General features: G+C 41.6%; 17 protein-coding genes and 1 pseudogene. 13 read left to right on the top strand and 5 right to left on the bottom strand.

Going from position 1 to position 21,101, the window contains the following annotated elements:
* Positions 1 to 66: 66 nt before the first annotated feature.
* Positions 67 to 174: pseudogene (locus tag AAEZ00_RS04945) on the bottom strand (helix-turn-helix transcriptional regulator); the annotation flags it as partial.
* Positions 175 to 445: 271 nt separating this feature from the next.
* Here AAEZ00_RS04945 and AAEZ00_RS04940 point away from each other — a divergent pair.
* A complete protein-coding gene (locus tag AAEZ00_RS04940) occupies positions 446 to 1,420 on the top strand; it encodes a nucleoside hydrolase (protein ID WP_124012517.1) in 975 nt (324 codons plus the stop codon).
* A 422-nt stretch (positions 1,421 to 1,842) separates the two neighbouring features.
* Here the strand turns inward: AAEZ00_RS04940 and AAEZ00_RS04935 are convergent, their stop codons facing one another.
* Positions 1,843 to 2,676 (bottom strand): mechanosensitive ion channel family protein, encoded by an 834-nt coding sequence (locus AAEZ00_RS04935; RefSeq protein WP_124012516.1) that lies wholly within the window; start codon positions 2,674 to 2,676, stop codon positions 1,843 to 1,845.
* Between the two features lie 358 nt (positions 2,677 to 3,034).
* Here AAEZ00_RS04935 and AAEZ00_RS04930 point away from each other — a divergent pair, with 358 nt between their 5' ends.
* Complete coding sequence (locus AAEZ00_RS04930; protein WP_124012515.1) at positions 3,035 to 4,210, top strand: type III PLP-dependent enzyme; 1,176 nt, start codon at positions 3,035 to 3,037, stop codon at positions 4,208 to 4,210.
* A 744-nt stretch (positions 4,211 to 4,954) separates the two neighbouring features.
* Positions 4,955 to 5,713, top strand: a complete 759-nt coding sequence (gene udp / locus AAEZ00_RS04925; protein WP_101034022.1) for a uridine phosphorylase — start codon at positions 4,955 to 4,957, stop codon at positions 5,711 to 5,713.
* 126 nt (positions 5,714 to 5,839) lie between these two features.
* Here udp and AAEZ00_RS04920 read toward each other — a convergent pair whose 3' ends face one another.
* Complete coding sequence (locus AAEZ00_RS04920; RefSeq protein ID WP_101034023.1) at positions 5,840 to 6,592, bottom strand: outer membrane protein OmpK; 753 nt, start codon at positions 6,590 to 6,592, stop codon at positions 5,840 to 5,842.
* A 472-nt stretch (positions 6,593 to 7,064) separates the two neighbouring features.
* Between AAEZ00_RS04920 and AAEZ00_RS04915 the strand changes: the two genes are divergently transcribed.
* The 6 genes from AAEZ00_RS04915 (at position 7,065) to AAEZ00_RS04890 (ending at position 13,695) form a co-directional block, all read left to right on the top strand.
* On the top strand, positions 7,065 to 7,526 hold the full coding sequence (locus tag AAEZ00_RS04915) for an NfeD family protein (protein ID WP_124012514.1): 462 nt from the start codon (positions 7,065 to 7,067) through the stop codon (positions 7,524 to 7,526).
* Between the two features lie 102 nt (positions 7,527 to 7,628).
* Positions 7,629 to 8,558, top strand: a complete 930-nt coding sequence (locus AAEZ00_RS04910) for an SPFH domain-containing protein (RefSeq protein ID WP_124012513.1) — start codon at positions 7,629 to 7,631, stop codon at positions 8,556 to 8,558.
* Positions 8,558 to 9,496, top strand: a complete 939-nt coding sequence (locus AAEZ00_RS04905) for an SPFH domain-containing protein (protein WP_124012512.1) — start codon at positions 8,558 to 8,560, stop codon at positions 9,494 to 9,496. Before AAEZ00_RS04910 ends, AAEZ00_RS04905 begins: the two co-directional genes overlap by 1 nt.
* Positions 9,497 to 9,601: 105 nt before the next feature.
* The gene (locus AAEZ00_RS04900) at positions 9,602 to 10,651 is read left to right on the top strand and encodes a glycosyltransferase family 4 protein (protein WP_124012511.1); all 1,050 of its coding nucleotides are present in this window, start codon (positions 9,602 to 9,604) and stop codon (positions 10,649 to 10,651) included.
* A 213-nt stretch (positions 10,652 to 10,864) separates the two neighbouring features.
* Positions 10,865 to 13,039, top strand: coding sequence for an LruC domain-containing protein (locus AAEZ00_RS04895; RefSeq protein WP_233768617.1), 2,175 nt, complete (start codon positions 10,865 to 10,867; stop codon positions 13,037 to 13,039).
* Positions 13,040 to 13,110: 71 nt separating this feature from the next.
* A complete protein-coding gene (locus AAEZ00_RS04890; protein WP_233768618.1) occupies positions 13,111 to 13,695 on the top strand; it encodes a hypothetical protein in 585 nt (194 codons plus the stop codon).
* Positions 13,696 to 13,733: 38 nt separating this feature from the next.
* Here the strand turns inward: AAEZ00_RS04890 and AAEZ00_RS04885 are convergent, their stop codons facing one another.
* Positions 13,734 to 14,615 (bottom strand): LysR family transcriptional regulator, encoded by an 882-nt coding sequence (locus AAEZ00_RS04885; RefSeq protein ID WP_351088403.1) that lies wholly within the window; start codon positions 14,613 to 14,615, stop codon positions 13,734 to 13,736.
* A gap of 433 nt (positions 14,616 to 15,048) precedes the next feature.
* On the opposite strand from AAEZ00_RS04885, the gene uvrD reads away from it, so the two are divergent.
* The 4 genes from uvrD to AAEZ00_RS04865 all read left to right on the top strand — a co-directional run bounded on the left by uvrD (position 15,049) and on the right by AAEZ00_RS04865 (position 20,297).
* Positions 15,049 to 17,232 carry a DNA helicase II gene (gene uvrD, locus AAEZ00_RS04880; protein WP_124012509.1) on the top strand — a complete coding sequence of 728 codons (2,184 nt, stop codon included), beginning with the start codon at positions 15,049 to 15,051 and terminating at the stop codon, positions 17,230 to 17,232.
* Positions 17,233 to 17,269: 37 nt separating this feature from the next.
* The gene (gene ubiA / locus AAEZ00_RS04875) at positions 17,270 to 18,142 is read left to right on the top strand and encodes a 4-hydroxybenzoate octaprenyltransferase (RefSeq protein WP_124012685.1); all 873 of its coding nucleotides are present in this window, start codon (positions 17,270 to 17,272) and stop codon (positions 18,140 to 18,142) included.
* Between the two features lie 63 nt (positions 18,143 to 18,205).
* Entirely contained in the window at positions 18,206 to 19,126 is a 921-nt protein-coding gene (locus AAEZ00_RS04870; RefSeq protein WP_124012508.1) for an alpha/beta hydrolase, read from the top strand.
* A gap of 154 nt (positions 19,127 to 19,280) precedes the next feature.
* Positions 19,281 to 20,297, top strand: coding sequence for a hypothetical protein (locus AAEZ00_RS04865; protein ID WP_124012507.1), 1,017 nt, complete (start codon positions 19,281 to 19,283; stop codon positions 20,295 to 20,297).
* Between the two features lie 94 nt (positions 20,298 to 20,391).
* Here AAEZ00_RS04865 and AAEZ00_RS04860 read toward each other — a convergent pair whose 3' ends face one another.
* On the bottom strand, positions 20,392 to 20,970 hold the full coding sequence (locus tag AAEZ00_RS04860) for a nucleoside triphosphate pyrophosphohydrolase family protein (protein WP_124012506.1): 579 nt from the start codon (positions 20,968 to 20,970) through the stop codon (positions 20,392 to 20,394).
* Positions 20,971 to 21,101: the final 131 nt, after the last annotated feature.

Genomic DNA, 21,101 nt, shown 5'->3' with positions numbered 1-21,101 from the left:
ATTAGCCAGTTTAATCGAATAGGTGAATTAACTGGCCAGTGTTTTTCCGCTTAGTGACAGCCTTGGCTATTGCTCGTCTTCAAAAATATTTTCAATGGGTAACTTAAACAATCGCGCTGCTTTAAAGGCTAATGGCAAACTAGGAGCAAACTTACCTGTTTCGATTGCATTTGTCATAGCCGGTTGCACACCTGTAAGTGAACCATTAAGTTCACTTACAGGTAAAAGTTTGACGAGCAATCACACTTCTTACGGCACTATTTTTGTATAGTGCCAAGGGCTTTAATGAGTCTCAGGACCCTGTAACAGTTTGTTTGTTGCAGTCGCTAATCATCTTCGAATATCTTGTTGATATGCATTGAAGGGCCTGTGAGTATCATCGCAGGATATTCAGTAACACCTTATAGTGTATCGATTCACTAAATAAAGCAGGACAGTGCTCCCCATGAAAACTAAAATTATATTAGACACAGATCCCGGTATTGATGATGTATTTGCTATTTTGTTTGCCCAAGCACATCCAGATATTGAACTTAAGGCCATCACCACGGTTTATGGTAATGCAACCATCGAAAACGCGACCCGTAACGCGCTATATATTAAGCAGAAATATCAATTACAAGCCGATGTCGTTACTGGTGCGAGTCAGCCCATTATTCGACCTCCGGTAGGTCCAACTGTGGTGGTTCATGGTGAAGGTGGTTTGGGAGATGTAAAAGTACCTGAAAATATTGAGGGCCAAGCAGACCCTCGTCCTGCCTATCAATACATTATCGATACCATTAAGGCAGAACCAGGAGAAATTACCTTGGTGGCCATCGGTCCGTTAACTAACCTTGCACTAGCACTTCAAGCCGATCCCAGCATTGTTGATTTAGTTAAAGAGGTCGTTATTATGGGCGGCGCCTTTGGTGAGAATAATCACCACGGTAATGTGACTCCGTTTGCCGAAGCAAATATTCATGATGATCCCCATGCTGCGGATATCGTGATCACTGCCTCTTGGCCTGTGGTAGTGATTGGTTTAGATGTGACCGAGCAAAGCTTCTTCACCCGTGAGTATCTTGATCAATTGCGCGATGATGCTGGTGAAGTAGGGCAGTTTATCTGGGACATTAGCCGGTTCTACTTGAGGTTTTATAGTGAAAAAGTGGGTCTAGAGGCTTGCCATGTGCATGATCCATCGGCTATTGCCTATGTGATCAATCCCGAGCTGTTCACCCTAAGAGAAGGACCAATACGGGTCGTTACCGATGGTGTTGCCGAAGGGATGACCATTCAGAAGTTGGATAGCCGTGTTTATCCACACGATGAATGGATGGATAAGGCACCACAAAAGGTCGGTGTCGCGGTCAACAATATCGCATTATTGGAATTATACCGTCGCAGTATTATCGATTATGCAACAAGTTTGAAATAATCCATCTGGCTGATTAACCTATATGAATCGTAACCCGAATTCAGATAATAACGAGGCTGCCTACAGCTGCTAGAGCGACCTTAGGTATGCTAGATTTTAGGAATAGAGCGCCTGCGGCTGCTAGGACGACCTGCGGTCTTCGAGGACGCTACGCTTCTAGATCCTAGGTGCCTAAAACCTAGCACCTAGAAGGGGCGAAGCACCGCCCTCTGGCGAGCTTGCGAGTTCCTAGAACCTATCAGTCGCGAAGCGACGCTCTCTTATCTTCAATCACTGCCTTGTTCCATTATCCTATGGGAGCTCTGAAACGAGCATGTTGAAGTGGCTTTGTTATTTGTGCTGGCCACCATGGGAGGCCGCTATAGTGGCCTTCACTGTTAGTGCTATAAATCCTAGTGCTATAAATCCTAGTGCGGTAAATACTAGTGCTGTAAATGAATTTCCTTTACTGGGCAAGGGATAGTGATATTGGCTGCTGTTAACGCTTTAATGATGGCTAAATTAGTTTGGTACTTTTGTTCATAGTAGCTTTTTGTTGGCACCCAATAACGCACGCCAACCTCCATGCCAATAGGATTAAACCCATTGATACCGACCAACGGTTTTTTGTCTTTATAAATAGCAGGAGCAGTGGCAAGTACATGGTTAATTAATTGGATCACATGATCGGCATCAGCTTGGTAATCAATATTAAACTTGTTTTCAACCAGTTTGTAAGCGAATGAATTATGTAAAATCTCCCCGACAATATGTTTGTTCGGGATGCTGATCTGCTCACCTTCTTCATTGCTTAAAATGGTTTGGCCCAATTTAATGATTTCTACTACGCCGCTGACATCTTTAATTTCAATCGTATTTCCTACCACAAAAGGGCGGGTGACAATAATGGTAATGCCGGCGGCATAATTAGAAAGCATACCTTGCAATGCCAAGCCCGCACCCAGTGAAGCAGCACCTATCGCAGCCACCATTGGTGTTACGCTAATCCCCAGTTTACCCAAACAGATCACGGCGACCATCACAATAATAATGATTTTGACCAAGTTGGAGGCAAAGTTACTTAGGGTGATATCAATATGATGTTTTTTCAGTTGCGCGGCGACAATATTGGCAGCTTTGTTTGCAACCCAAAGTCCCAATAAGAAAATGATAATCGCCCCAGCGATTTGAAAGCTGTATTCAATAACAAACTCAGTGATGACACTATAAACATTTTGAAGTTGTTGGAGCTCTTGATCTAAACTGGGTTCGTTCATTCTATGTTCCTTATTGAAACGTATTGAGTCGTTATCAACTTGGATGACAACCACTTTTCACACTTAGGGCTAAATCTTAGCCTACAGTTAAGTGTCGTTAAAGTGAAAGTATTTTCTGTCATTTATCGCGCATTTTTTTCGGTAATGTCTATACTTTTCAAGCGGAGAAACAACTCAATAACCTGGGTCATTAAGCGGGTGATGTGTTGAATGTTATTGATATTCCTTCAAGAATAAAAAAGTACACTTTTTGCATAAAAATTCGTTGCGTATTAGTTGAAAATATCGTTTACTGCGCATGTTTACACCGACGCTTAATGACACTTTTACCGCCCAACTAACAGGAGGCACCGGCCTAATGAGCCAATTTCAATCGATTGATGTTGCAGATTATTATGACAAGGACACGTTTGACCGCATTGAGGCATTTGCCAAAGATAAGCCAACGCCATTTGTAGTTATTGACACCCAAATCGTTGCGAAACAATACGATGATATGGTTAACAATTTTCCTTTCGCCACTATTTATTATGCGGTTAAGGCAAATCCGGCCAAAGAGATTTTAACCTTGTTGCGCGATAAAGGCGCAAATTTTGATATCGCATCCATTTACGAGCTTGAAATGGTGACCTCGATTGGCGTTTCGACTGATCGTGTTAGCTACGGCAACACCATTAAAAAACGTGTCGATGTGCGATCTTTCTATCAGCAAGGCGTGCGCATGTTTGCTTCAGATTCTGAAGCCGATTTACGCATGATTGCAGAAGAAGCTCCAGGTTCAAAAGTGTACTTGCGTATTTTAACCGAAGGCACACACACGGCAGATTGGCCTTTGTCACGTAAGTTTGGTTGCCAGAATGAAATGGCTTACGACTTATTGGTATTGGCAAAAGAGTTAGGCTTACAACCCCATGGCATTTCTTTCCATGTAGGTTCGCAACAACGTGATATCGGTGCGTGGGACTCAGCCATCGGCAAAGTGAAAAGCATTTACGACCGTTTAAAAGAAGAACACGGTATCGTGCTAAAGATGATCAATTTAGGCGGTGGTTTTCCTGCAAACTATATTGATAAAACCAATGAGTTAGGTGTTTATGCACAGCAGATTAAGCATTTTTTAGAAGAAGATTTTGGTGATGAATTACCCGAAATTATTCTAGAACCTGGTCGTTCATTGATTTCAAATGCCGGTGTACTCATATCAGAAGTGGTGTTGATTTCACGTAAGTCGCACACGGCATTAGAGCGCTGGGTATTTACTGATGTGGGTAAGTTCTCTGGTTTAATTGAAACCATGGATGAAGCGATTAAGTTTCCAATTTATACTGATCGTAAAGGTGAGTTAGATAAGTGTGTGATTGCAGGGCCAACTTGTGACAGCGCCGATATTATGTATGAGCAGTACAGTTACGGCTTACCCGTTGATCTTGCTATTGGTGATCGCATGTATTGGTTAACTGCGGGTGCTTACACTACAACATATTCAGCAGTATGTTTTAATGGTTTTCCACCACTCAAAGACTATTACCTTTAACTAATGGATTAGTTTGACGACAACATTATTGACAGGCTCAAAGGACGCGCTAGCGTCCTTTATTTCTATTTGTGGCTAAATTTAGCTTTGTTGTTGATGGTGCTTTAAATCTCAACTATCTGTTATTTAAGATGGAATCTGTCAGTTTGCTTCAATTTCCATCAGTTGCCATCAATTTTCTTAGTTTTAACTCGGTTTCTGTATCACTGCTACTGTGTGTCTCTCGTTCAGTAACTTGCTCATCAAATCTCGCAACTTTGCAAACATAAGTGACTTCTTAACGTTAGTTAGAGGATTGCGACCTCATATTGAACCGATCAATAGCATCATTTCAATCTGCATTTACGCCATGCTATTTCAGTAGAAATGAGTTCTAGTTGTGAATCAATACATTTTAAAAAATGAGACCTGTTTGTTGAATCGAATACTGATTAACTTTATGCTCAGTGATTATGCTTACCTTCAGCCTGAAACCATTTTTGTGAGGTTAACTTGATGTAAATCACGTTAATGGTTTTCGTATTAGATAAATAATTTGTTGTTTTTGTCGGCCTTCAACTATGATGAAACCAATGTGTTATTTATGAATTTGGCGGGATTTGGACATATATTAGTAATAATTTAACGAAAGAATATTAACTATTATGAATATATATGTGATCAAGTTAACCTTATCCCCCTAAATACTAGGTTACAGTCTGGGTTATAAGAATTTAATATTCAAAACTGAAAGGGGTTTTCACAATGTCCGATGTATTTCATTTAGGATTAACTAAAAAAATGTTAGATGGTGCTACCTTAGCAATCGTTCCTGGTGATCCAGAACGTGTTAAGCGTATTGCCGAATTAATGGACAACGCAACGTTCTTAGCAAGTCATCGTGAATATACCAGCTATTTAGCTTATATTGATGGCAAAGCTGTGGTTGTTTGTTCAACAGGTATAGGCGGACCATCAACGTCTATTGCGGTTGAAGAATTGGCTCAATTGGGTGTGACAACTTTCTTGCGCGTCGGTACCACGGGTTCTATTCAACCAAATGTGCATGTGGGTGATGTGATTGTGACTCAAGCATCAGTGCGTTTAGATGGTGCTAGTCTGCATTTTGCACCGCTAGAATTCCCTGCAGCAGCTAACTTTGATTGTACTACTGCAATGGTTGCAGCATGTCGTGATGCTGGCGTGGAGCCACACGTAGGTATTACTGCATCTTCTGACACCTTCTATCCTGGCCAAGAGCGTTACGATACTGTGTCTGGTCGTATTACTCAGCGTTTTGTTGGTTCAATGAAAGAATGGCAATCAATGGGTGTGCTGAACTATGAAATGGAATCAGCCACACTATTTACCATGTGTGCGACTCAAGGTTGGCGTGCAGCCTGTGTTGCGGGTGTTATCGTAAACCGCACAGAGCAAGAAATTCCTGATGAAGCGACAATGAAGAAGACCGAAGTTAGTGCAGTGTCTATTGTTGTAGCAGCAGCGAAAAAATTGCTAGCTTAAGTTAACGCTTTTAACCACGCGTTATAACAAGCGATGTGTTAAAACTGTTAGTGTTAAAAAATAACCATTAAAAAAGGTGCCTAGGCACCTTTTTTGTTAGCTTATTTTTATCAATTGTCGCGCTGATTAGAAATGATACTGCGCAATGATTGAGTAGGTATTTTGGTCGATACCCGCAACGCCATATTTACTCTGCCAGTAATCATATTCAAAACCCACTAATAGCTTGTTTTGTTTGTGATCACCAAACAGCGTTTTGCCTAAGTCATATTTTATTTGCGGGTTGATGTGCAGGTTTTCGTCGTAGCCGTTGTTATCGGCAGAAAATACCCAATCAATAAAGCCATCAAAGATAATATTAGCATTACCAATAGGCATGTCTATTCTAAATACCGGAGTGAACTGCCAGCCATCACTGATGTTACCACTGCTTATTGCATCTCGACGGTAAGTGTTCAATTGTAAGTAGCTAAAAAATGGCACGTCAAAGTCTAAACCGATACCATAAAGCATGCTGTTAACTGGGCCTTCACCTTCTTCGTAAGTTAATGCTAAAGAGACATCTTTTATCGCACCAAAGCTAACGGGCTGACCCAATATTTTGCTAGCACTAAAACGAGGTGAAATTTCGCCATAAGTCGTGCTATCAACCCCGTTATTATTACCGTTAAAGTTAATAAAATCTTGAAACATAAACCAATCACCATACTTCCAGCCACCGGCAGTCTCTAGGGTAATGGTTGTTTGTCTTTCTGATGGGGCTAAGTCATAGTTTTCGCCATGCAGGACAGTAGCGCTAGCATCCCACCATTGGACTAAATCGTCAGCAAAAACATTTTGTGAGAGTACGAGTGTGGCTAAAAGGCAGAGTTTTTTCATTTTTCTTCCGGTTAGTTAGCTGGCCAGATACACCAGTTTTGACAGTTTAAGAGTAAGTTTTAGATCGACCGAGGGTAATTTTATGATCTATTATTCCCGATCGTGCACAATGGGGCGCAATATATTCAATATTTTGATAAAGCACAATTAAAACTGGCAAGAATGTGACGATTTCATTGTTTTCATCATCGATATAATCATGTGACAGGTATTCATACTGTTAATTTGATGTTACACATAATGACTATTAGTTTGTGCTGTTATGTTATATCAATCGTATAGTCGTTATAAATAAGGTGTGACTCAGCAGAAATACTGACCTTGTTAGCGGCAGCTCATTTTCGAGGAAAAGGTAAATTGATGAATCGTTTATCACGTTTATATTAGCTGACTTGTTTGACATAATATGTCGCATTAATAAATAAAGCTGTTATAGTCAATCTACAGACATTGTCATTTTATGGGGGAGAATATGGAGATTGCCAATCCAATCGCAGTCTGGCTAGTACTTGGACTGTTATTGATGCTATCAGAAATCATTATTCCGGGTGGCATTGTTATCTTATTAGGTGCGGCATGCGTTATCGTCGCATCAGCACTGGCTGTTGGTATTATCGATGGCTTGGTGCAAAGCATGACACTATGGTTTATGGCCTCGATGGTGCTGTTGCTGAGTTTTCGTCATGTGACTCAACGTTTGGTGGGGGGAGATTCTCATGTGGATAATACCGATGAAGAAGTGGATCTCTACAATCAAGTCGCTATCGTGAAGCAAGACATTGGCCCAGGCCAACAGACAGGTCGAATTAGCTGCTTGGGTTCTGAGTGGACGGCTTTAGGAGATGGTACTGTGATAAAAGAGGGTACCCAAGTAAGGATCATTTGTCGGGAAAATATTGCGTTTGTTGTTGAACCTATCATTGATCCGGTATAGCTATTTATTGTTATCTAAAATGTTAATGTTATAAATTTAGATTATTGTGTCGTGATGACTGTTAAGCGTTATCTAGGAAAGTCAGATTAAAAGGAAGTAGATATGTTTGTGTTAACAATCGTTTTTTTATTCGTAATGTTTATTTTGTTCAAACTCATGTTAATTGTACCAATGCGTGAAGTTCATGTGATTGAGCGTTTAGGTAAGTTTCGTAGCGTGCTCAACCCGGGGTTTCATTTTCTTATTCCTTTTGTCGATCGCGTCGCTTATCGACACGACACACGTGAAGAAGTGCTTGATGTTCCACCCCAAAGTTGTATTTCAAAAGATAATACCCAATTGGAAGTCGACGGTTTAGTCTATCTTAAAGTGATGGACGGGAAGCTGGCTAGCTATGGTATTGAAAACTATCGCCGCGCGGCGGTTAACTTAGCGCAAACAACCATGCGTTCAGAAATTGGTAAGCTGACCTTGTCACAAACGTTTTCAGAACGTGACAGTTTAAACGAATCAATTGTGCGTGAGATTGATAAAGCCTCTGATCCTTGGGGGATCAAAGTATTACGCTATGAGATTAAAAATATCTCACCTTCGCAGAAGGTTATTCACACCCTTGAAAAACAAATGGAAGCAGAGCGTCGAAAGCGTGCAGAGATCACCTTAGCCAATGCTGAAAAAGCGGCAATGATCAATATGTCGCAAGGCGAACGTCAAGAAGCGATTAATTTATCGGAAGGCCAAAAACAGAAGCGCATTAATGAAGCTTTAGGTACAGGTCAAGAAATCTCGATTATTGCTACCGCTAAGGCTGAAGCCATGGAAATGATCTGTAAAGCCTTAACGGTGAATGGCGGTAATGATGCGATGAATATGTTGCTTAAAGAGCAGTTTATTGGCCAAGTCGGTAAGATCCTCTCTGAGGCTCAAGTGTCGGTTGTTCCTGCAGAAATGGCCAAGTTAGAAGGCTTTTTTGAAGGTATGGAGCAAGTGACTCATGCGGTATCAAATTCATCAGCCAAAGGAGCGCGCTAATGTCGATTAACGGAATTGATACTGATCTTATTGTAATGGCAATTTGGGGTGTTATTTTTGCTATTTTTGTGCTGAAATTATTTAAGTCTATCTGTCTTGTACCGACAAAATCGGCTTATATTGTTGAACGTCTAGGGAAATATCACAGTACTTTAGATGCAGGCTTTCATGCACTGATCCCCTTCTTTGATAAAGTGGCTTACATCCACGATTTAAAGGAAGAGACCATTGATGTACCGCCGCAAGAATGTTTCTCCAGTGATGAAGTGAATGTGGAAGTGGACGGGGTCATCTATATTTCGGTTATCGATCCCGTTAAAGCCAGTTATGGGATTACCGATTACCGTTATGCTGCCATTCAGCTAGCTCAAACCACCACACGTTCTGTGATTGGTACCTTAGATTTAGATCGCACTTTTGAAGAGCGTGATGTGATTTCTGCCAAAGTGGTTGAAGTACTCGATGAAGCAGGCTCTATGTGGGGCATTCGAGTGCACCGCTATGAGATTAAAAATATTACCCCACCTGAAACGGTTAAAAATGCCATGGAAATGCAGGTGAATGCCGAGCGTGAACGCCGGGCATTATTAGCCAAAAGTGAAGGTGATAAGCAGAGCAAAATTAATCGCTCAGAAGGTGTTATGGCGGAAACCATTAACCGCTCAGAAGGTGAAATGCAGCGGCGCATTAATGAGGCAGAAGGTAAAGCTCAAGAAATTCTGACCTTAGCCAAAGCAACATCCGAGTCAATAGAACGATTAGCGGTGGTTATTTCATCTGAAGGTGGTCAAAGTGCATTGCGTATGCAACTCGGTGAGCAATATATGAAACAACTTGATGGCTTAAGTAAACCTGATAGCCGTGTTGTGTTACCTGGTAATTTAGTAAATTTTGAGTACTGGATGGAAAGTATTGGTTTAAAAGAAGATAAACCTTAATATTGATATATCGTCAAAGTGGATCGATGATTATTTCGATCCACTTAGCATTTATCATAAAAGGGTTTAACTCAGGGTTGAACTAAATTAACCAAAAGGGTTTGGATGCGACTAAAAATTTTACATTGTGTCGATGATGCTGAAATGGGTGGCGTTAATTTTGCGTTACAGGCGTTATGCCATTCTCCATTATTAGCAAAACAATGTGATTTTGAGGTGCGATATCTTGATTTAACTGTTCCGACTCGAGTTCGCACAGACGCTGATATTATTTGTTTTCATGGGGCATCAAATTGGCGCAAACTCATTGGCTTAATTTGTTTAAAGTTACAATATCCTCGCACGCCTTTTTTACTTCAAGAGCATCATTACAGCCAACATTTTGTTAATGAGCAAATTGTTTCTACGAAACGTTTTTATCGTATGCTGAAATGGACTTATGCCTTAATGGATACTGTTATTGCCATTTCAACCTCGCAACAACAATGGATGCTCACTCATCATTTAATCAAGCCGGAGTCGATAGCATTGCTAGGACAGGGTCGTGACTTGAGTGCATTTGTTCCCATGGTTTCAAATAATCTTTCAACGCCCGACAATATTACTGCGCCAAGAATACCTATTATCGCCGCATATGGCCGGTTTCATCATCAGAAAGGTTTTGATGTGTTACTGCAAGCTATGGCGAATATTCCAGTCCACAGTTGTCAATTAATACTCGGCGGTGAAGGACCTCAATTAGCACAACTAGAGGCGCTAGCATCGCATTTACCTCACGTTAGTATTGTTGGATGCATTAATGACGTTCCTGCTTTTTTAAGCCAATGTGATGCGGTAATTATCCCATCACGATGGGAACCCTTTGGATTGGTGTTTATTGAAGCCAGTTCCATGGCTAAATGGATAATATCGACTTCTGTAGATGGTTTAGGAGATCAATTAGTCTCTCATTTTCAGCGAGATCTCGGTCCAGCTTGCATAACGATTGAACACGCTAATGCTGAAGCCATTCAACAAGCTATTCATAGGTTTTTACAACAGTGGCAAACCGATCCAGCCCCCCTGACTGACTCTGAAACGTTAGCATTATGGCGTCATACCCAATGGCAGCAATTACAACATCAATGGCTTAATATGATTAATGCATTGATGTAATCTGATGTTTTTAATCGCCTCCCATCATAAATCTAAAATATTACCGAATAAGTTCAGTTTGGCCTCTCGCATGTGTTAATCATTTTCAATTTGCATTTATTTTGCAATTTGCAATTCGAGATTTAATGTAAGTTTTTGAAATATAACAGCTAAAATGTTGGCTTGTTATTTGCTTACTATTAATTACGATAAGTGAAAGATGGGAACACCAATATGAATTTACTTTTTTCTAACATGTTATCTCGTTATCCCCTTTATAGAGGCTTTACGTTAGGTGCTTTGACATTAGCTATGTCGAGTGCTGCACAAGCAAGTGAACCTTTTGAAGCCTGCCCAAACGAAGCGTTTATTATCCAAACGCCAGCATCTAAGCCTATTGTATATGGTGTCGATCTCGGAACCGGTAGCTACCTTACCTTATCCAGCAATATGGGCATTGATGCCGCCTTAAATGGTACGGGTTTTAGTTATAACGACAATTACCTTTATGGCTGGGATTATCAACATCAAACGTTGGCCCGGATAGGTGCTGACTATCAGGCTCAACCTTTGACATTAATTAAAGATTCTGCCGCAACTGCTGCAGGCAATTTTTATGTTGGCGATGTCGCGTTAACTGAAAACGTCTGGTACGGATATAGGAAAAAAGTCGGTTTATTTCGGGTAGATTTAAATGTTGTCCCATTAACCATGGATTTGGTGGCTGGCAGTCAATCAATGGCCAATTACAATATTACCGATTTTGCATTTCACCCAAACAATGGCTTTTTATATGCCGTGACTAATGGCAAATCAGGTGAATTAATTTCAATAGATCCTTCAACAGGAGGGCATGAAAGCTTAGGCATAGTGATTACTTCAGATAGTAACTTTACCTTTGGCGCCCAGTTTTTTGATCCACAAGGTAATTTGTATATCAGTAATAATGGCAACGGAAATGTTTATAAGGTCAATGTTGAACAGCCGCAACCCAGTGCAGAACTATTTTCATATGGCCCATCTTCAACATCCAATGACGGTGCGCGATGTGCATTAGCAGAGGTTCCTGTTGGGGATGCGGTAGATTTTGGTGATGCACCAGTGAGTTATGGCACTCTTATGACTGATAATGGTGCGCGCCATGGCATTGATGGATCAATGGCTTTAGGGTTACTCAATGATAGTGAATCAGACGGTTATCCAGATCCGCTTTCAGACGATGTGAGTGATGGTATTGATGATGACGATGGCATCAGTATGCCAACTGGATTTGAAATTGGTGAAGATGCCATTTTGCTGGTGACTACACAAGGAAAAGCAGGTTTTTTAAATGCTTGGATTGATTGGGCACAAGATGGCCAGTTTGATGAAGAAGATCGCATCGTCTCAGGTCAATCTGTAAGTGCAGGTTCCCATACATTGCTAATATCAGTGCCTAATTGGGCTAAAGCGGGTCCAACTTGGTCACGTTTTCGATTAAGTTCAGTCGCTGATATTTTACCTACAGGTGGTGTCAGTGACGGCGAAGTTGAAGATTATCCTATTACCGTTACCGAAACGGGTATCACCATGACTTACTACCCATCATCTTCAGGTTTTACGACGTTAGCTTATGAAGATTTGTATCCCGACCAAGGCGACTTTGATATGAACGATGTCGTTATGCAGCTCAGGATCACCCAATTTGTTAAAGATAACCAAGTGCGGCGTGTTGGCTTTAACGCACAACTTGTTGCTATGGGAGCTTGGTACCACAATGGTTTTGCTATTCAATTACCCGGTATAGCACGAAATAATGTACAAGAGTCAGCTATTGAGTGGACGGTACAAGGACAGAAACAAACTCACTCGCCTTTAGAAGCGGGGCAAACTAATGCAGTTATGGTGCTGAGTGACGATTTATGGAAACATGCAACTAAAGGCAATGGTTGTGAATATTTCCGTACTGAACTTGGTTGCGGTACCAGTTATCGTGCCAACTGGCAAATGACGGTGCCCTTTGTGAATGCGGTTGATGAAGCCTTAATGCCTGATTTTCCTTATGATCCGTTTATTTTTGCGACACCCAATACTGACCATGGTTTAGCTGCTAAAAATATTAATGGCGGCAAAAATCCCGGCCGATCGCTTGAAGTTCATTTAAAAAATAAACTCCCCACCGATTTATTTAATCCAGCCTTTTTAGGTCAACGTGACGATGCGTCTAATGTTGCACTAGGACAATACTTTCAAGATCAAAATGGAATGAGTTGGGCAATTGAAGTACCTGACACATGGAAACACCCCATTGAACTACAACGACTTGATCATACCTATGTGGAGTTTGTTGATTTTGCTGCCGATGCTAGCGGTAATAGTAACCCTTATTGGTATATCAATGCAGATAGCGAGTTAATTTTTAAAGACTAGTTGTGACGCTGTAATGCAACGTAAAAATAAAATACTGAACAATGATACTAATAAATAGAAGGCGAACTAATATGAGATTTACTTCAACTGTTACCCTGCATATTAAGCAACAGATCAAGATGGCCCTGCAACAAAGTCGCGGGTTAATTGTCACTGGTGCGAGTCTATCTACTTTAGCTCTGCTGACCGCTTGTGGCGGAGGTGGTGGAGATGATGACTCTTCTAAAGCGTCAGTCACGCCGCCAACGACAATCACTACACCGATCACCACACCACCAGCAACTACGATACCAACCACGCCGATAGTTATTCCTGTTGTGGATCCTACTTCACTCGATGACTTAGTCGTTGATCCTGATTATGATTTACAAGCGGCTTTTACTCTTTTAGTGCAGGTGGATCTTGCTACAAGTCAGCGAGGATATTTTTCATTATGTGATGATTATCAACAACAAAATCAGATAATTACGGTTAATTATGAGTCGTGTTTGTTACGTGGGGCGCTTAATAATGGCCAATTGAATGAACAATTACTTGTAGCAAATCATCAACGGAATCTAATGGCGGTGGTGTGGTTTTATGATGGCAGCGCACCGCAATACCAACAATGGCAATATTCGTCAGACAGTGCAGGGCAGCAGTTAGCCATAAACTAGTATCTTGACTTGTTGCTTAGGATTAAGCCAAGTCATGATTATTCAGCCAATGCGACAGCATTAATCATATATTCAACAAAGACTTTGGCAACAGCGGATAAACAACTATCTGTCGGGTAAATGATATTAATGTCTTTGAATCCGGCACTGAGTTCAGGTAATACATTAATTAATTGCTGACTTTCAACGGCCTCGGCCGCAATGATCTGAGGCAATAAGCTAATGCCCGCACCACCTAAACAAAAATGATACAAGGAGTTGTAATCACTGCAAATAATTTTATGGTTGCTGCTAATCTCTGCATGTGGAAATATCCATTTATCTTCTAATACCCCCTCTGCAGAGCGATACCCCAATAATGAGTGGTAATGTAAATCATCAATGGTCTCAATTACCGATGATTGTTCAAGATAAAGGTTGCTGGCATACATTTTTCGTTCAAAGGTAATCAGTTTTTTTGCGCAAAGATTGCCTTTGCTGTCATCACTGACATTGAGCATGCAATCTAGATCTAAGCGCTTTAGGTCTTGGATTTGCCCCTGCACAACAAACACTTCTAACTGTACTTGTGGATAATCATGAATAAAATTAGCAATATATTTATCCATAAGCTTGTCAACAAAAGGCAGTAAACCAATGCGTAATTTGCCTTGAACTTCATCATGGCGATGTTTGAACACATCACTAGCATGATTGAATTGATTAACTAAAGGTTCGATTTGAACAAGATACTGTCGACCCGCTGAGGTTAATGTCATGACTCTTGTCGTGCGGGTAAATAGCGGCGCACCAAGCTGTTTTTCCATATCACCAATACGACGACTGACTAATGCTCTGCGAGTATCTAAAGATTTTGCAGCTTTAGAAAAACTGCCTAACTTTGCTACAGCAATGAATAGTTCTAAATCTTTTATATTCAATATGGCAACCTATACAGCTTAAACTGTGGGTAATAAATGCTTTTCAAATGGAATTTTGAGTATTAATGACATTGAATATATTGATAATAAGCAGGCATGCTCGCGAGCCTTATTCGCCACAAATAACAAACTTAATTCAGTTTGTTTAGCGATGAATTTAATGATTAATCAACTATTAGGTCCCTTACTCAAGGCTAAAATTAATTAATTACTTTATTTTGTATAATAATTTTTGCTTGCTCTTTTGTCAATTTAGGCTCTCATTAAAGCAGTTAGATCATCACAAGTAAGTGATTTTAGTGACTTTGATATTACCTTAGTGAGTAGGTTATCTCTCTTGTTAGGGGAATTGTTGATATAAAATAGGTGAAGTATTGCACGCCATTATCTCGCTATTTAAGATATAATGCCTCGCAGATTTCTGGGAGGAAAAATGGACGTATCATCATTATTAGACGGCCTAAACGATAAGCAGCGTGAGGCAGTCGGCGCACCACTTTCAAATATGTTGGTGTTAGCGGGTGCCGGCAGTGGTAAAACCCGTGTATTAACCCATCGTATTGCGTGGTTAATGCAAGTTGAACAACAAAGTCCATATTCTATTTTGGCAGTCACCTTCACCAATAAAGCCGCAGCAGAAATGCGTGAACGGGTGGAGAAGGTCGTGGGCACTAACATGGGGCGGATGTGGATAGGCACCTTCCATGGTTTAGCTCACCGGTTATTGCGCACTCATTATCAAGATGCCAATTTACCACAAAGCTTCCAGATTATTGATTCAGACGACCAGTTGCGTTTACTCAAACGCATTCTTAAAAGCCTTAATTTAGATGAGAAGCAGTATCCTCCGCGTCAAGCTCAGGGTTATATCAATGGTAAGAAAGATCAAGGTCTTCGCCCTAAGCATATTGATGCAGGCAGCTTTCCGATTGAGCAAAACTTACTCAACATTTATAAGATTTACCAAGAGTCTTGCGATCGTGCCGGTTTGGTCGACTTTGCGGAAATCTTATTACGTGCTCATGAGTTATGGCTTAATAAACCGCATTTACTGACCCATTATCAAGAGCGCTTCCGTCATATTTTAGTTGATGAGTTTCAAGATACCAACGCGATTCAATACGCGTGGATCCGTGTGTTAGCCGGTAAAACAGCCAATGTGATGATTGTCGGTGATGATGACCAATCCATTTATGGTTGGCGTGGCGCGCAAATTGAAAACTTACATCGTTTCTTAAAAGACTTTTCTGAGGCTAAAACGATTCGGTTAGAACAAAATTACCGTTCAACAGCGAATATTTTGAACGCTTCTAACTCTGTGATTGCCAATAATCCTGATCGTTTAGGTAAAGAGTTATGGACTGAAGATAAAGATGGCGAGCCCATTTCAGTCTATTGCGCCTTTAATGAGATGGACGAAGCCAAGTTCATTGTCAGTCGCATTAGCGAGTGGCATGAAAAAGGCGGCAGTTTGAGCGAGTGCGCCATTCTATATCGTTCAAATGCGCAATCGCGAGTATTAGAGGAAGCCTTTTTACATAAAGGGTTAGCGTATCGTATTTACGGTGGCTTGCGCTTCTTCGAGCGTCAAGAAATTAAAGATGCGATGGGCTATATGCGTCTTATCAATAACAAAGATGATGATGCCGCATTCGAACGTGTGGTCAATACCCCTGCTCGTGGTATTGGCGATCGAACGTTGGACATTGTACGCTCAACCGCAAGACAGCATGAGCTAACACTTTGGCAAGCCTGTGTGCGTTTGGTCGAAGAGAAAGTACTCGCTGGGCGTGCAGCTAATGCCATAAATGGCTTTATGGAACTGATCATCTCGATGCGAACGGATACTGCAGATATGGTGCTGTATACCATGACTGATAATGTGATTGATCGTTCAGGCTTGCGTACTATGTACGAGGCTGAAAAAGGCGAGAAAGCCCAAGCGCGAATTGAAAACTTAAACGAACTCGTTACCGCTGCCCGCAGTTTTGAAATGCCTGAAGAGCTTGAAGACATAGGCGAGCTTAATGCCTTTTTATCCCATGCCGCACTAGAAGCTGGCGAAGGCCAAGCGGATGCCTTTACCGATGCAGTGCAGTTGATGACCTTACATTCGGCCAAGGGACTTGAGTTCCCAATGGTGTTTATGGCGGGCGTAGAGGAAGGATTATTCCCGAGTAAAATGGCTCTGGATGAAGGCGATCGGTTAGATGAAGAGCGCCGTTTGTGTTATGTCGGTATGACCCGTGCAATGCAAAAACTGTACATCAGTTATGCGGAGTCGCGTCGTATTTATGGCCGTGAAGATTATGCTAGCCCATCACGGTTTATTAACGAAATTCCTGAAAAGTTTGTTGAACAAATTCGTATCCGTGCTCAGGTGAAGCCATCGATTAGCAAGCGTTTTCCTGCTCGCCCTGCGACGGTTACCACTAAACCGAATGGTTTTAATGATACCGGTTATCGAGTTGGCTCTAAAGTGAAGCACTTTAAGTTTGGTGAAGGCAAGGTGATTAACTTTGAAGGCTCAGGTGAAAAAGGGCGTGTTCAGGTTGAGTTTGTCGATTTCGGCATCAAATGGCTGTTGGTGTCGTTAGCAAAACTAGAGCGTTGCTAATCTGTTGCGTTTGCTAAATCATGGAGAGATGACACCAATGCGATTGCAAGACAAGCTGCATGCATATGCACGATTAATGCGGATCGATAGACCCATTGGCACCTTACTTCTACTGTGGCCGTGTTTAATGGCGCTGGTGTTAGCGGCTCAAGGTATGCCAGACATTAAGGTCTTGCTGATATTTATTGTCGGTGTGGTGATTATGCGTGCTAATGGTTGCATTATTAATGACTTTGCCGATCGTAACTTAGATGCCCATGTTGAACGTACCAGTATGCGGCCGTTGGTGTCGGGTGTGGTCAGCGCCAAAGAAGCCCTAGGGTTGTTTGTTGTGTTGGGGCTCGCCGCATTTAGCTTAGTCTTATGGCTCAATCCACTGGTAGTGCAGCTATCTGTCGTTGGCATTGTGTTAACTGTGATGTATCCGTTTATGAAACGGATTACCAATATGCCGCAAATGTTTTTGGGCATTGTATGGAGCTGGTCTATTCCGATGGCTTATGCCGCTCAACTCGGCGAAGTCCCTGCTGAAGCTTGGTGGTTATTTATGGCTAATTGGTGTTGGACTGTGGCTTACGACACCATGTATGCCATCGTCGATCGCGACGATGATTTAAAAGTGGGCATTAAATCAACCGCCATTTTATTTGGCCGTTACGATAGGCAGATTATCGGCTTATTTCAACTTGCCGCCCTAGGGTGTTTTGTGATGGCGGGATTGATGGCTGAGCGTGGAGTGATTTATGGCTTGGGCATTATCAGCTTTGTTGCGTTTGCTGTGTATCAGCAAGGGTTAATTTATGGTCATGAACGTGCGCCATGTTTTAAGGCTTTTTTAAACAACAACTGGGCAGGTATGGTTTTGTTTATCGCGCTAAGTGCTGACTATGTTATTTCTGCAGCGGTATAATCACGACAAAGCATGAAATGGAATTGAGTTAATGGTTTATTACCATAGGGCAGGGATGCATGAATGAAAACAACTCCTTGGTTAATCGGTGCGATAATATGTTGTTGGTTATCCCTAGCCAGTGAGTCCGCGAACAATGATGCTTTACTGGCTGGCTTACCAAGCAACGCTGTCGATGTGCATTCCACAGCTGCAGTAGTCACTATTCCTCGTACCCGCCAATTTGTGCTTAACGATGGCGATCGCCACTATCAAGTGATGATCAAACTACCTAAAGATTACCGCAACAATCGTACTCATCATTACCCTGTAGTCTATATGACGGACTCCATGTATAGCTTGCAAGTGGTGTCTGGTGCGACGCGATTTCCAATGAACAGCAACATGATGCAACAAGCTATTTTAGTCGCCATAGGCTATCAGAGGCCGAGCAAAGGTTCGGCGAGTAGGATCCGCGACTATACCCCAAGTCACGATGCGAGTTGGAAACTACCCACTGGTGAGGCCAAGCGGCACGTTGCCTTTATCAGCCAGGTTGTTATGCCCTTTATTGAAAAAAACTATCGAGTCGACACACAACAAAATACCTTTGTGGGTAATTCGTTAGGCGGGTTACTCGGCGCACATATTTTATTAGAACAGCCAACGCTATTTGCGTATTACGTGTTGGGTAGCCCATCTCTATGGTTCGACAATAAACAATTGTTGCAGCAGTTTGCTCAGCGTTTTAGTCAAACACCAGCAATATCTGCCGAGGTGTTTATTGGCATTGGTGAATTAGAGAAACCACCTTATACCCATGATGGTCATCAGATGGTTGCAGATGCTGAGGCTTTTTATCAAATACTCCAATCTCACCCATCTGCTCAAACCGGCACATTACAACTGAAACTATTGGTGATCCCCGAGGCCGATCATTCGATGGCTTTTCCTACTACCGCGATTCATGGTTTAACTTGGCTGTTCAAGCGCAATTTTTCGTGATCCCCATTTACGGCAATTTTTAGTAACAATTTTCACGCCAATCAATAGCAGTGAAACTAATGTTTGCTGATATGTTAACGACTTGTATCATCTCGTTTATATTCAGAATAATGATATGGCGTGGGTTAATAACATCTACAGGGATAAGTATTTAATGAGAGCCACGGTTAAGTATCGGTTAGTCTTTTTAGCCTTAATGGTGTTTAGCTTTGTAATAGGCGTTCAGTGGACGCCAGAGTCGTTAACGAGTGAAGCTGACAAGCGGTCGTTATACCTTATTTGTGCATTGTATTTTGTATTACTGCCTTTGAGCTACTGGTACTGCATTATTAAAATGGGTGCTCAGAAACTGTGGAAACTGATTGTCATTTTCAGTCTAAGCAGCTTGGTTGCTCGGTTAAGTTTCCCTGCCGAAGTCGCGCACTATTTTGAGTTTATTGCATGGTTACGTTATCCGATTATTGCGGTATTGCTGGTCATTGAATTGTACTTGGTGGTGAGTGTTGTTCGTGGCTTGATTAAGGTGCGAAAGCTTAAGGGCGATCCTAGAGTCGGGGCGGTAGAAACGTATCGGGATGGCGATGAAAAAAGCTTAACTATCGCACTTATTATGGCCAGTGAAGCGACTAACTGGTTTTATTCAATCCCTTGGTTTTCACGTCATCATCCGGTGGCCATCGCTAATATTAACCTCAACAGTGCAACGCGCTGGCATGTGTGGCTTATGCTATTTGGTTGTATTACCGCATCTTGTAGCAGTTATTTATTACTGGTTTCATGGAGCGAATGGGTGGCGATTATTGTCTCGAGCATTATTGCCTATACCTTGATGTCTATCGTGGCTAACCATCGGCTATCGCGTTATTACTCTTTGTATTTAATCAGAGATAACTTAGTGATCAATAATTCATTGTGGGGATTTATGGTGGTGAACATTGCCGATATTGCCAGTGTCGCTGCTCAAGAATCAACTGAATTAAATAAAGATGAGCCAGAAACCATTATTATTGGCCGTGGGCAGAGTAATGTCACTATTACCTTAAACCATCCGGTCATTTATCATGGTGGTATGGGCCAGTTACCCGAACCCATGATTACGATACATTTGAGTGTGGATGAGCCACAGCTGCTAATTCAGGCGCTTAATAATAAAGTCTCAGTGGCCGCGTAGTCATAAAAAGCTCATAAAAAATGCGCTGATAAAAGCGCATTTTTTATGAGTCAATCAGTACTACCAAGTGAAAACCCAGTCGTTGATTTGTTGATTAGTTTCGTACTAGTTTGGTTAAGTCTGCAGGGCGATAATAAACTGACTTTAATACTTTGCCTTGGCGCACAACTTTACCTGCCATTTCGACGTCTTTAGCGCACTTAGCAATAATAAACTCACCTTTAGTGCTACCGACAATCTCGACACCTTGTTTAGCGTAATGGGCAATGGTTTCGTCGAGTTCTTTGTGGTTGCGGCATACTTTACTCATGTTGCTTGAGTGCACTTCATCCCAGCATTGAATAAAATCAATTTGACGGTTTTTAGCGACGTTGAGCAATAAATCGATAAGGTAACTGATCTCAAGGCGATCGCTTACCTGAGACGCACCTAAGTGCACTAAACGGCCCATTAACACATAAACAGAGTCAACAATCGCATCGGCTTGTTCGATGCGAGAGTCGGCTTCAGCAAGCTCGGTCATTTCTTCAATAATTAATGATGTGTGTAAGGTATCTGCTTTGTCGTCTAGGCTAGCACTGTCATTAACCGGTAAATCAAAAGTGCTGCGAAACTCAAAAATGTCGCGATATAAATGGTTAAAAATGGATTGGTCTAAAACAGATAACTTCATTATAAAATAAGCCTAAAAATTGAAAAAATGGTGATAATGGTAATGAATTAAGGCGGAATCTACAAGGAAAACGGCGACCTTCGGTCTGCCGTTGTTGAGATAAAAAGAACCGCCCTAGAGAAGTCGGGATT

The organism is Shewanella sp. S1-49-MNA-CIBAN-0167 (assembly GCF_040310145.1).
Classification (GTDB): Bacteria; Pseudomonadota; Gammaproteobacteria; order Enterobacterales; family Shewanellaceae; genus Shewanella; species Shewanella psychromarinicola.
Note: the sequence above shows the minus strand (reverse complement) of the source record. Positions and strands in the feature narration are given on the sequence as shown.